General features: G+C 63.7%; 15 protein-coding genes. 4 read left to right on the top strand and 11 right to left on the bottom strand.

The window, feature by feature from the left end:
* Window positions 1–6: 6 nt before the first annotated feature.
* Window positions 7–1,584, top strand: a complete 1,578-nt coding sequence (locus tag G513_RS0100260; protein WP_022974825.1) for a glycerol-3-phosphate dehydrogenase/oxidase — start codon at window positions 7–9, stop codon at window positions 1,582–1,584.
* A gap of 6 nt (window positions 1,585–1,590) precedes the next feature.
* Here G513_RS0100260 and G513_RS0100265 read toward each other — a convergent pair whose 3' ends face one another.
* The 5 genes from G513_RS0100265 to G513_RS0100285 all read right to left on the bottom strand — a co-directional run bounded on the left by G513_RS0100265 (window position 1,591) and on the right by G513_RS0100285 (window position 5,181).
* The gene (locus G513_RS0100265; protein ID WP_022974826.1) at window positions 1,591–2,316 is read right to left on the bottom strand and encodes an RES family NAD+ phosphorylase; all 726 of its coding nucleotides are present in this window, start codon (window positions 2,314–2,316) and stop codon (window positions 1,591–1,593) included.
* Window positions 2,276–2,701 (bottom strand): antitoxin Xre/MbcA/ParS toxin-binding domain-containing protein, encoded by a 426-nt coding sequence (locus tag G513_RS0100270; protein ID WP_436197932.1) that lies wholly within the window; start codon window positions 2,699–2,701, stop codon window positions 2,276–2,278. The genes G513_RS0100265 and G513_RS0100270 overlap by 41 nt, the downstream gene beginning before the upstream one ends.
* Window positions 2,702–2,785: 84 nt before the next feature.
* Window positions 2,786–3,478 carry a SanA/YdcF family protein gene (locus G513_RS0100275; RefSeq protein WP_022974828.1) on the bottom strand — a complete coding sequence of 231 codons (693 nt, stop codon included), beginning with the start codon at window positions 3,476–3,478 and terminating at the stop codon, window positions 2,786–2,788.
* Window positions 3,475–3,882, bottom strand: a complete 408-nt coding sequence (locus G513_RS0100280; RefSeq protein ID WP_022974829.1) for an MAPEG family protein — start codon at window positions 3,880–3,882, stop codon at window positions 3,475–3,477. The genes G513_RS0100275 and G513_RS0100280 overlap by 4 nt, the downstream gene beginning before the upstream one ends.
* Window positions 3,883–4,002: 120 nt before the next feature.
* Entirely contained in the window at window positions 4,003–5,181 is a 1,179-nt protein-coding gene (locus tag G513_RS0100285; RefSeq protein WP_022974830.1) for a vWA domain-containing protein, read from the bottom strand.
* Window positions 5,182–5,261: 80 nt separating this feature from the next.
* Between G513_RS0100285 and G513_RS0100290 the strand changes: the two genes are divergently transcribed.
* On the top strand, window positions 5,262–5,909 hold the full coding sequence (locus G513_RS0100290; RefSeq protein WP_022974831.1) for a DNA-3-methyladenine glycosylase family protein: 648 nt from the start codon (window positions 5,262–5,264) through the stop codon (window positions 5,907–5,909).
* Window positions 5,910–5,922: 13 nt separating this feature from the next.
* On the opposite strand, the gene G513_RS0100295 is transcribed toward G513_RS0100290, so the two are convergent.
* The 4 genes from G513_RS0100295 to G513_RS25900 all read right to left on the bottom strand — a co-directional run bounded on the left by G513_RS0100295 (window position 5,923) and on the right by G513_RS25900 (window position 8,731).
* Window positions 5,923–6,441, bottom strand: coding sequence for a TPM domain-containing protein (locus G513_RS0100295; protein WP_022974832.1), 519 nt, complete (start codon window positions 6,439–6,441; stop codon window positions 5,923–5,925).
* Window position 6,442: 1 nt separating this feature from the next.
* On the bottom strand, window positions 6,443–7,315 hold the full coding sequence (locus G513_RS0100300; RefSeq protein WP_022974833.1) for a TPM domain-containing protein: 873 nt from the start codon (window positions 7,313–7,315) through the stop codon (window positions 6,443–6,445).
* Window positions 7,316–7,350: 35 nt separating this feature from the next.
* Entirely contained in the window at window positions 7,351–7,968 is a 618-nt protein-coding gene (locus tag G513_RS0100305; protein WP_022974834.1) for a LemA family protein, read from the bottom strand.
* 124 nt (window positions 7,969–8,092) lie between these two features.
* Window positions 8,093–8,731, bottom strand: a complete 639-nt coding sequence (locus tag G513_RS25900; protein ID WP_169560469.1) for an ANTAR domain-containing response regulator — start codon at window positions 8,729–8,731, stop codon at window positions 8,093–8,095.
* Between the two features lie 90 nt (window positions 8,732–8,821).
* Between G513_RS25900 and G513_RS25905 the strand changes: the two genes are divergently transcribed.
* Window positions 8,822–9,256 (top strand): RrF2 family transcriptional regulator, encoded by a 435-nt coding sequence (locus G513_RS25905; protein WP_022974836.1) that lies wholly within the window; start codon window positions 8,822–8,824, stop codon window positions 9,254–9,256.
* A gap of 54 nt (window positions 9,257–9,310) precedes the next feature.
* Here the strand turns inward: G513_RS25905 and G513_RS0100320 are convergent, their stop codons facing one another.
* On the bottom strand, window positions 9,311–10,153 hold the full coding sequence (locus G513_RS0100320) for an AAA family ATPase (protein ID WP_022974837.1): 843 nt from the start codon (window positions 10,151–10,153) through the stop codon (window positions 9,311–9,313).
* A gap of 133 nt (window positions 10,154–10,286) precedes the next feature.
* Between G513_RS0100320 and G513_RS0100325 the strand changes: the two genes are divergently transcribed.
* Window positions 10,287–10,700, top strand: a complete 414-nt coding sequence (locus tag G513_RS0100325) for a hypothetical protein (protein ID WP_156891313.1) — start codon at window positions 10,287–10,289, stop codon at window positions 10,698–10,700.
* 73 nt (window positions 10,701–10,773) lie between these two features.
* Here the strand turns inward: G513_RS0100325 and G513_RS0100330 are convergent, their stop codons facing one another.
* Complete coding sequence (locus G513_RS0100330) at window positions 10,774–11,958, bottom strand: phosphoglycerate kinase (protein WP_084711263.1); 1,185 nt, start codon at window positions 11,956–11,958, stop codon at window positions 10,774–10,776.
* Window positions 11,959–11,960 lie beyond the last annotated feature (2 nt).

The raw sequence follows: 11,960 nt of genomic DNA on the forward strand, positions 1-11,960 counted from the left end.
CGCCCGATGACCCCTGCCTTTCCGCTGATCCGACAAACCTCTGCACTTCGCGACGCCCATTACGACCTGCTGGTTATCGGCGGCGGCATCTACGGCGCCTGGACCGCCTGCGACGCCGCGCAGCGCGGCCTGAAGGTGGCGATCGTCGAGCGCAACGACTGGGGTTCGGGTACTTCGCAGTCGTCCTCCAAGCTGATCCACGGCGGCCTGCGCTATCTGGAGCATTACGAATTCGCGCTGGTCCGCCACGCGCTGGCGGAACGCCGGGTGCTGTCGCGGCTGGCGCCGCATCTGGTACGGCCGCTGAACTTCGTGGTGCCGGTGTGGAAAGGCGCAAGAGTCGGCCGTCTGCAACTGCTCGCCGGCCTGACCTTGTACGACTTCCTGGCCACCGGCAAGCAGCCGGTGCCACGCTTCAAATCGTTCTCGCGCAGGAAGCTGCTGGCGGTGCATCCCTATCTCGACGAGGCCGGCCTCCGAGGCGGCCTGCGCTATGGCGACTGCCAGGAAGACGATGCGCGCATGACCTTGTTCGTGATCGCCGCCGCCCAGGCCGCCGGCGCGGTCTGCGCCAATGCGGTGGCTGCCGACAGCCTGAGCTTCGACGGCGAGCGCTGCACCGGCGCGACCCTGCGCGACACCGAGACCGGTGAGGTCTACACGGTCAAGGCCGATTGCGTGGTCAACGCAGCCGGACCCTGGGCGCATCGCCTGCCGGGCATGGGCAGCAGCGATGGCAAGCAGGCGGCCCAGCAAGCGGTGAAGCTGGTCAAGGGCGTGCACTTGGTGATGCCGGCGATTCCCGAACTGGAAGATGCCTTCCTGCTCACCGCACCCTCGGATGGCCGCGTGTTCTTCGTCATTCCGTGGAACGGCCGGACCCTGGTCGGCACCACTGAATCCTCGGTCGACGATGCCACCGGCGTCAGCGTCACCGAGGCCGAGGCGCAATACCTGATCGAGGCCGTCAACGCGCTGATGCCGGGTCTGGGCTGGACCGTGGAGCAGATCATCGGCCGCTTCGCCGGTGTGCGCAGTCTGCAGGCCGAAGACGCCGAAAGCCTGGCTGCGGTGAGCCGCGAATTCACCGTGCTGGAGCCGCGCCCGGGGCTGGTCTGGCCACTGGGTGGCAAGTACACGACGGCGCGCTGCGATGCGGTGGAGATCGTCGATCGCGTGCTGGAAAGCCTCGGCCGCGAGCCGATCGAATCGCATAGCGATCGCGATGCCCTGCCCGGCGCGCCGCATGAGATTCGTGAGCTGGGCGACTTCAGCGGCTGGCAGGCGGAAGCCGTTGCCGGCCTGGCGCGGCGCGGGCTGGCTGCCGACGTTGCGCGCTCCCTGAGTCTGCGTCACGGCACCGGCATCGGCCGGGTGGAAGCGCTGCTCGACGAGAATCACGCCTGGGCCGAACGCATCCATCCGGACGCGCCGTATCTGGCGGCGGAAGTGGTGCTCGCGGTGCGCGATGAAATGGCACGAACGGTTGATGACGTGGTCCGCCGGCGCATGCCGCTGTCTCTGGTCGTTGATGACCAACCGGAGTGGCGCGCGCGCGTGGCGGCGCTGATGGCCGAAGCCTGAAGCCGGTCAGCGGTAGTCGAACTCGAATGCTTCCGGCCGTGATGGCCGGCTGCCGGTACGCACCCAGGACGCACGCTGCGCATCGGCACTCAGGAACCAGGTTTGCCGCGTGGTGATGCCGCGTCCGTCGCTGAAGGCGCGGCAATCGAGCACCGCCGCGCAGGCCGCGTGGTCGGGATCGCGCACCGATACGTAGCGGATCAACTGCACACCGGCTTCGCGGGCATTGCGCGCCAGACTGCGGCAGGCGCTGTAATCGTCCGGATGCATCCACTTCGCGGCGTCAGCCGCAAACGGGGGAATCCCGAGATCGATGGTCAAGCCACCGGCCTGGGCGCGGAATAGCGTGTGGGCAACCGCATCGAGTGAGTGCAGGCCCTCGCTTGCGGCGACGAAGCGGCAGCGCCAGTAGCCCACTTCCGCACAGGCGGTCTGCACGGTTTCGGCGCCGTACCAGACGCCTTGATCAATCACCTCGCGAAACCGCGAGCCGCCCCGGGCCGAGGGATAGCGGAACGGCGTGAACAGCAGGTAGTCGAGCGTGCGGCACTCGGCCGGCACGGCCGGCTTGTTCGCTTCGAGGATGTCTTCGAGCAGTTCCTGCTCGGTCTGACTGTCGACCAGCACCCGCGTGGCCACCGTGTGCTGAGCCTCGACGGCCCGCCACAGCAGCACTTCGAGGCTGACCGCCTCAGATGCGAGAGCGGGAGGCGTCCAGGTACTGGAGGACATGGATCAGGCCTTCGCAACTGCCGAGCAGCTTCGCCGGTTCGCCGCCAAGCGCGCTGTTGCCGGAATGCAGCCACGCTTGCATCGCTTCGACCTTGCCGCCGGTGATCGCATCGAGCGAGCGGTAGACACGCACCAGCAACGTCGCCAGTTCCCAGGGTTTGGAATCTGGCGCCAGAGTCCAGGTGCCAGCGTTGAGCCGCGACGCGGTAGCCGGGCTCAGACCCAGCGCTTTTGCCAGTTGTACCTGCGATAGCGCAAGCCGCCCGGCGGCCCGAACCACGGCTTTTGACAGCACCGGAGCGGCCTCACTTGCGGCAGCAGGCTGCGCGCCTCGGCGCTTGCCGCCGCTTGCGACCGAGTAACTCGTCGAACTGGAGTTTCGAATTTCCATGGAAAGAATCGTGATCCGATCTTTCTGATTTTGCAAGCCACTCGCCACCGGATGGCGAGCCGGACAAGAACGATCCGCTCAAGGCGGCGGCGGCAGCATCTCGATTTCAGGTGCTGCGTTGATCGCTTCCCGGCCGCCAAGGAACTTCGGCTCCGTCGACAGCACGTAGAGATCGAGCACCGCTTTGACGCGAGCGAACACTTCGCGGATATAGGTGCGGCTGAACACGCCGATGTTGTCGCTGGTCGCGGCATAGCCGGCAACGCGGATGTTCAGCTTCTTGGCGATGAACACCGCGCGGTAGGCGTGGTACTCCTGCGTGATCACCGTCATCTGTTCGAGATTGAACACCGCCTTGGCGCGGCTGATCGAATCGAAGGTGCGCACACCGGCGAAATCCATGGTGATCGCCTGCGACGGAATGCCGGCCTTGGTCAGCTCGCGCCACATCTGGCGCGGCTCGTTGTAGGTGGAATCCGGATTGGCGCCGCTGACGATGATCTTCTTGATCTTGCCTAGCTGATACAGCTGCACGGCCGCTTCGATGCGGCCGTAGAACTGCGGATTGGGCTTGCCGCTGCGGGTGAACGGGCTGGTGCCGAGCACGAGACCCACCTCGTTGTCCGGCAGCAGCGACCAATTCGAATAGACGTAGGCTTCCGAATTGTTGACCACCCAGTTGTTGATCAGCGCGACCAGCACCAGCGCCAACGCCGCGACCCAGATCAGGCCACGGCGCAGGCGACGACGAAAGGCGCGCGTCAATTTCAACGCAGCAATCCCCAGAACATCAGGCCGAAGCAGACCAGCTGGATAGCCCAGAACGTCGCACGCGCCAGCACCAGCGGCGTGTTGACGCCGAGGATGTGCACGCCGCTCTGGGCGAGACGGGCGTAGACGACATACATCGCCAGCGGCGCTGTGACTTCAGGCTTGCCAATTGCCTGCGCGGCCAGCACCAGCACGGCGAAGATCGGCAGATTCTCGAGGCTGTTGGCATGGGCATCGGCGATACGCTGGATGAAGCCAGGATCATTCGCGTTCTTCGAGCCGCGCGGCCACGAGGTGATCGAGGTGCCGGTCAGCAACGCAACGCCGCGATAGGCGAACACCACGACCACCAGCAGAAAGGTCCAGGCGGTGAACAGCAGCAAGGCTTGAATGGAAATGGTCATCTGAAATAGTTCTCCCCGTTTTTTGCGCTGCAGATCGACAGCGTCGCCGACTATAGACGGCCGCTATGGCTGGCAGGAACTGTTGAATTTCTCGGCCGATCTTTCAGTCCGCGGATTGCGTCAATGGCTGAGTCGCTTGATCGCCTTGTCGAGGCCCGCAAGGGTCAGCGAAAACATTCTGTCTTCGCCGATCAGCTCGCGCGCCGCGGTGATCGAGGGCGTGTATTCCCAGCGCTCCTCGTGCTCCGGATTCAGCCAGACCGCGCGCGGGAAAGCCTCCGTCAGGCGCTTGAACCAGACCGCGCCAGCTTCCTCGTTCCAGTGCTCGACACTGCCGCCCGGATAGAGGATTTCGTAGGGGCTCATGGTCGCATCGCCAACAAAGATCAGCTTGTAGTCCGCCGTGTACTTGCGCAGCACCTCGAACAGCGGAATGCGCTCGGCTTGCCGACGGCGGTTGTCCTTCCACACGCTTTCGTACAGGAAGTTGTGGAAGTAGTAGTACTCGAGGTGCTTGAACTCGGTCTTGCAGGCCGAGAACAACTCTTCGCAGACCTTCACATGCGGATCCATCGAGCCACCGACATCGAGGAACAGCAGCACCTTCACCGCGTTGTGGCGCTCCGGCACCATCTTGATGTCGAGCCAGCCGGCGTTGCGCGCGGTCGATTCAATGGTGCCGTCGAGATCGAATACGTCCGGCGCACCCTGGCGCGCGAACTTGCGCAGCTTCCGGAGTGCCACCTTGATGTTGCGGGTGCCGAGTTCGATCGAATCGTCGAGGTTCTTGAACTCGCGCTTCTCCCAGACCTTCGCCGCGCGCTTGTTGCCACCTTCACCGCCGATGCGTACGCCTTCCGGGTTGTAGCCGGAATTGCCGAATGGGGAGGTACCCCCGGTACCGATCCACTTGTTGCCGCCCTGATGACGCTCTTTCTGCTCTTCAAGACGCTTCTTCAAGGTTTCCATCAGCTCCTCGAAGCCGCCGAGCGAGGCGATCTTGGCTTTCTCCTCGTCGGTCAGCAGCTTTTCCATCTCGCGGCGCAGCCAGTCATCCGGGATCTGGCCAGCGAACAGGTCAAACACCGCTTCCACGCCCTTGAAATAGGCGGCGAAGGCGCGGTCGTAGCGGTCGTAATGGCTTTCGTCCTTGACCAGCGTCATCCGCGCCAGCAGGTAGAAATCGTCGATCGAATAGATGACGACCTTCTGCTTCAGCGCTTCGAGCAGGGTCAGGAATTCGCCAAGCCCGGGCTTCAGGCCGGCAGCGCGCAAGGTCAGGAAAAATCCGAAAAGCATGGCGAACGAAACGCTGGAAGGTTTCCGGCATTCTAGCGCGGCGATCGTCGCAGTCCGCCTTCCTCACTCACCCAGCGCCCATGATCAAACCCGACACGCTGCGCATCGCCGAAGCCCATCTGCGTGCCTGCGATCCGAAGCTGGCCAGAGTCATCGATCGTCACGGACCATGCACGATCGGTGGCAGCCGTCGCGATCCCTTCCACGTGCTGTGCAATTCGATCATCAGCCAGCAGCTGTCGATCAAGGCGGCTGACACCATTCAGGCGCGGGTCGCGATCGCAACCGGTGCCGGCAAGCGCTTCCTGCCGCTGCATTTCATCAGCACCGAACACGAGACGCTGCGCGCCTGCGGCTTGTCGAACGCGAAAGCGAAATGGCTGCGAGCGCTGGCCGAGGCCGCCGCCAGCGGCACGTTATCGTTCCCCAAGCTGCGCAAGATGGACGACGAAGCGGCAATCGCCGTGCTCGATGCCTTGCCCGGCATCGGCCGCTGGACCGCCGAGATGTTCCTGATCTTCGCGCTCGATCGTCTCGACGTGTTCTCACTCGGCGACGTCGGCCTGCGCAATGGCCTGAACCGTCTACACGGTGGTGGATTGGGGGGCGGCGCCAAGCTCGATGACGCAGCGAGCCTGGCGCTGACCGCGAAGTGGGCGCCTTATCGCTCGGTCGGCAGCTGGTACTTGTGGCGGGTGACCGAGAGCGACCTGACGCCGCTCGTCTGAAGCCGGAAAGACTTCAACGCAGGATCAGCGGCGCGTCCGGCAATTCATTGCCGACATCGGCACGGCCCGAAGCATGACGGGACAGCACCTCGGCCACTGTTTCGACGCCGGCAATTGCACCCGCAGCGAACTGACCGCTGCGGAAATGATCACGCATGCGCTGGCAGGCCAGCTGCCATTCGCCGGGATCGACCTTACCGTTGCCAACGCCGCGATCGGCGACGATCTCGACCGCATGATCGGCATACAGCACGTAGATCAGCACGCCATTGTTGTGCTCGGTATCCCAGACCTTGAGGCGTGAGAAGACGTCCAGCGCGCGTTCACGTGGACTCAGGCCGGCCCATAGTTCGTGCGGTTCCAGCGAGGCTTCGATGACGAAGCGGATCTCGCCCGGATGCCGGCTTTCGCAGGCACGCACCGCGTCCGTGATCTGGTTCATCACCGCGGGCGGAAAGGCGCGGCGCACGGCGAGCACGCCGGTGAACAGATGTCGGGACCAGCGGATGATCGGGTTCGTCGAGCGGCTCATCTCACCAGTCTCCCGAAGCACCGCCACCACCGAAGCCACCGCCACCACCGCCGAAACCACCACCGCCGCCACCAAAGCCGCCTCCGCCGAAGCCGCCGAGCCCGCCGCCCAAGCCGCCGCCACGTCCGCCTCCGCTGCTCCAGGCGATCGCAGCGAAGATCGCGGCGACGACGGCGATGACCACACCGGCGACGATCGATGCGAGCAGTAGCGCGGCAACGACGCCGACAATGCCACCAACACCGATCGATGCCAGCCCGGTGCCGAGCGCGCGTTTGACCGCGCTCATCACGCCCCAGATGACAAAGAATGCGACGAACAGCAGCTCGAACGGCGGACGTTTTGATGAACCCGAGGCGCCGCGCCGTTCCTTCGGCGGCGGCAGCGCTTCACCGTCGGCGACGGCGATCATCCGGTCGACGCCGGCGTTGATGCCGCCCACGTAATCGCCGGTGCGAAACAAGGGCGCAATGTCCTCGCGGATGATCCGTTTGGCGATCGCGTCCGGCATTGCGCCTTCGAGTCCGTAACCGACTTCGATGCGCAGCTTCCGATCGTCCTTGGCGACGATCAGGATCGCGCCGTCATCGACGCCCTTGCGGCCCAGCTTCCAGGCTTCAGCGACGCGAAGACCGTATTGCTCGATGGTTTCCGGCTCGGTGGTCGGCACCAGCAGCACCGCGATCTGGCTACCCTTGCGGGTTTCCAGCGCGGCCAGCTTGGCTTCGAGCGAGGCCTGATCGGCAGGGCTGAAGGTGCCGGTCTGATCGGTGACCCGCGCGGCCAGCGCCGGCACCGGCACCTCTGCCTGCGCGGCAAAGCTGGCCAGCGCCAGCGCGCCGGACAGCAACAGCGCACCCAATGCGCGGATCATTGCTGGCTAAAGCGGGTGGCCGATCGATGGGCCGATCAAGGCGCCGGCGCAGGTGCCGGACTGCTTCCGAAATCGACCTTCGGCGGCGCCGAAATCGCTTTCTCGTTCTCGACTTCGAAGCTCGGCTTGGTCTTGGCACCGGTCGCCATCGCGGTCAGGTTCGACGGGAAACTGCGCACGGTGATGTTGTAGGCCTGCACCGAATCGATATAGCGCTTGCGGGCGACGGTGATGCGGTTTTCGGTGCCTTCAAGCTGAGCCTGGAGATCGCGGAACAGGCCATCCGATTTCAGCTGCGGATAGTTTTCGGTGACCACCAGCAGGCGCGACAACGCGCCGCTCAGTTCACCCTGCGCCTCGGTGAATTTCTTGAACGCGGCCGGATCGTTCAGCAGCTCTGGCGTGGCATTGATGCCACCGACCTTGGCGCGCGCCTCGGTGACACCGAGCAGCACATCCTTTTCCTGCGCGGCGAAGCCCTTCACCGTCGACACCAGATTGGGCACGAGATCGGAACGGCGCTGGTACTGGTTCAGCACCTCAGCCCAGGAGGACTTGATCTGTTCGTCCTGCGACTGCAGCGTGTTGTAGCCGCAGCCGGACAGCGCCAAGGTCACAACGACCATCAGCAGGGCGGAAATTCGGTTCAGCATGCGGTTCTCCTCAGCGAGCTCAGGCGCCACAGTAGCGCTGCACGGTATCTGGGGACGAAACGGCAGCGCTCAAGCCGGGCTCAATCTATCGAGCCGCGAATATGCGTACCGGGCAGATGCGCGCCTACAAGGCGTTGGCAGCCCCCAGCAACATGCGGGAGAAATCGCCGATGCGCTGCTTGCGATCCATCGCCATCTTCTGCAACAGCCGATAGGCCTCGGCTTCGTCCAACTCGCGCCGCTTCATGATCAGGCCCTTGGCCTTGCCGATGTCACGATGGTCGGCCAGGCGGATGCGCGCCTCGTCGAGTTCTTCGCGCAAGTTCTGCTGCCATTCGAAACGCGTGACCGCGACCTCGAGCTGGGTGCTCAGCCGCGCTGCGTGCAGGCCGTCAACGATGTAGGCGCTGATGCCGGTCTGCACCGCGCGCCGTGTCGTATCGGCATCACTTTGTGCCGCAAAAAGCATCATGGGTCTCGGCTGATCGCGCTGCAGCCGCGCCAGGCGCTCGAGCATCTCGCGGCTCGGCATGTCGACGCTGATCAGCACCATGTCGGGCTGCAGCTGCGCCACCGCAACGGCCAGATTGGCCAGCGGATCGAATCGGCCCACGACCGGGAGCCCTTCGGCCGCCACCATCTGCTCCAGCACCTGCAGACGCGCCGCGTTGTCGTAAACCAGCATGACGCGCCTTCTTGCTTGTCCGGACGCCATGGCCGTTTCTCGTTTTTCGAGCCCCCCGATGAGCCCTGGCGTATACATAGCAATTCAAATGCCATATATGAGACGAGCAAGTCTGACTGCCCCCGATCGTTTGGGGCTAAGCTTCGGCAAAGTCGACTGGAGCTTGGAGTGCGTCTTTCTCTCTACACGGATTTCTCGCTGCGCCTGCTGGTCTATCTGGCCGGCGCGGGCCAGGACAAGCCGGTCAGCGTGGCGAAGATTGCCGGGAAATACGGGGTCTCCACGCATCACATGCACAAGGTTGCGCAAGGCTTGCGCAAACTGGGCTATATCGAATCGATCAGCGGCAGGCACGGCGGACTGCGCCTGGCCCATCCACCCGAAGCGCTGTGCATCGGTGAGATCGTCGAAGCGATGGAAGGCAGCGGCCATATGGCGGACTGCGAACGCGGCCCCTGCGTGCTGCACGGCGCCTGCATTCTCAAGGGCGTACTCGATCGTGCCGAACGCAGCTTCATCGACGGCCTGAAGAAATTCAGCATCGCCGACGTGATGCGTGGCCCGACCTTGATCCGGCTCGATCAGCTCAGAAAGGCCGCCTGAGCCGCCCGCTTTCGTGCGAGAACCGGGGTTGCCCCGGTTCTCGCGGAGAATCCTCTAGTTCGAACGCCGCGCCATGAAGGCGATCCGCTCGAACAGGTGCACATCCTGCTCGTTCTTGAGCAGCGCACCGTAAAGCGGCGGCAGGCTTTTCTTGACGCTGGTTTCGCGCAGTGCGGCCGGGTCGATGTCCTCGGCCATCAGCAGCTTCAACCAGTCGAGCAGTTCCGACGTGCTCGGCTTCTTCTTCAGACCCGGCAGTTCGCGCAGGCCGAAGAAGGCTTCCATCGCTTCCTTGAGCAGGTTCTTCTTGATGTCCGGATGATGGACGTCGACGATCTTCTGCATCGTCTCCTTGTCCGGGAAGCGGATGTAGTGAAAGAAGCAGCGGCGCAGGAACGCGTCCGGCAGTTCCTTCTCGTTGTTCGAGGTGATGATGATCACCGGGCGGTTCTTCGCCTTCACCAGCTGCTTGGTCTCGTAGACGTAGAACTCCATCTGATCCAGTTCGCGAAGCAGATCGTTCGGGAACTCGATGTCGGCCTTGTCGATCTCGTCGATCAGCAGCACCGGCGTGGTTTCGCTCTCGAAGCACTCCCAGAGCTTGCCCTTGATGATGTAGTTGCCGATGTCCTTGACCTTGGAATCGCCCAGCTGCGAATCACGCAAGCGCGACACCGCGTCGTACTCGTACAGGCCCTGCTGTGCCTTGGTGGTCGATTTCACATGCCATTCGTAGTACGGCATGCCGAGCGACTTCGCGACCTCCATCGCCAGCCGGGTCTTGCCGGTGCCTGGCTCGCCCTTGACCAGCAGCGGGCGCTGCAGGGTGACGGCGGCATTGACGGCCAAAGTCAGATCATCGGTTGAAACGTAGTCGTGAGTACCTTCGAAGCGCATGGAAACAGGGTCCGAATGACAGGAAAGGGAAGGCTGGCAGTGTAGCCGAATGGCCCTGACGCCCGCCCTGCCCCTGCTTTGCTAGGATCGCGGCTGTCCTCGCAATCAGGCCGCGCTGCGGCCAGGAACATTCATGAAACAGGCTCCAATGAAAACCCTGATCGCCACGTTGCTGCTGGTGCCCGTGCTCGGCTTCTCTCAAATCGGCGACAACGCTTCGCGCATCAAGAAGAAGCCTCCAGCGACGGCCGCTGCCAGCCAGGACCCGGACGTGAACTTCACGCCCTACACGCCGCTGGAGATGGAAGCCGCGCCAGCACTGCCGACCTGCGTGCAACCGCCGATCGTCAAAGCGTTCTCGGTCAAGGAAAAGGCAGACAAGTTCAATGCGGCGCTGAACGACTATCAGGCTTGCGTGAAGAACTATGCCGAGGTCCACGGCAAGGCCGCGAACCAGCATGCCGAAGCCTCGAACAAGGCCGTGGCCGATGCCAATGCCTATTTCAATGAGCTGTCCAACAAGAGCGACAAGCCTGCTGGCGAGTAAGCCCCGCAGGTTCAAGAAAAAGGGCGGTCCCGGATTCACCTGGGCCGCCCTTTTTCTTTACAAGGCCCGAATCTCAGCCGTTAGCGCGCGCTTCCAGTGCCGCCACCGCCGGCAAGGTCTTGCCTTCGAGAAATTCGAGGAAGGCGCCGCCGGCCGTCGAGATGTAGCCGACCTGGTCACTGATCTCGAATTTGGCGATCGCAGCCACGGTGTCGCCGCCGCCGGCGATCGACATCGCCGATGACTTGGCGATCGCCGCGGCCAGCACCTTGGTGCCATTGGCGAACTGATCGAATTCGAAGACGCCGAGCGGGCCATTCCAGACGATGGTGCCGGCGCTGACCATGATGTCGGCGAGCAGCTTCGCGGTATCCGGGCCGATATCGAGAATCAGGTCATCGGCCGCCACGTCGGTTGCCTTCTTGACCGTCGCTTCCGCCGTCGGCGAAAACGCCTTGGCGCAGACGACATCGGTCGGAATCGGCACCGAAGCACCGCGTGCCTTGAGCTTGTCGATGATGCGCTTCGCTTCCGGCACCAGGTCCGGCTCGGCCAGCGACTTGCCGATCGACAGACCTGCCGCGAGCATGAAGGTATTGGCGATACCACCGCCGACCACCAGCTGATCGACCTTGTCGGCCAGCGCATCGAGAATGGTCAGCTTGGTCGATACCTTGGAGCCACCGACGATCGCCACCAGCGGCCGCTTCGGATTGCCGAGCGCAGCGCCGAGCGCTTCCAGTTCGGCGGCAACCAGCGGGCCGGCGCAGGCGACCTTGGCCTTCAGCGCCAGCGCATGGGTCGTCGCTTCAGCGCGATGCGAGGTACCGAAGGCATCGTTGACATAGACATCGCAGAGCTTGGCCATCTTCTCGGCGAGTTCTTCGCTGTTCTTCTTCTCGCCCTTGTTGCAGCGGCAGTTCTCGAGCAGCACGACTTCGCCAGGCTTGACGGTGAAGCCTCCGTCGACCCAGTTCTGGATCAGCTTCACCGGCTGGCCGAGCAGTTCGCTCATGCGCGCGGCAATCGGCGCCAGCGAATCAGCCGGCTTGAACTCGCCTTCGGTCGGACGGCCGAGATGCGAGGTGACCATCACCGCTGCACCTTTCGACAGCGCCAGCTTGATGCCGGGAATCGAGGCGCGGACGCGGGTGTCTTCGGTGATATTGCCGGCGTCATCCTGCGGCACGTTGAGATCGGCGCGGATGAACACGCGCTGATTCTTCAGATCGAGGTCGGCGAGCTTCTTGAATTTCATGA

The sequence above is a fragment of the Nevskia ramosa DSM 11499 genome (assembly GCF_000420645.1).
Lineage (GTDB): Bacteria > Pseudomonadota > Gammaproteobacteria > Nevskiales > Nevskiaceae > Nevskia > Nevskia ramosa.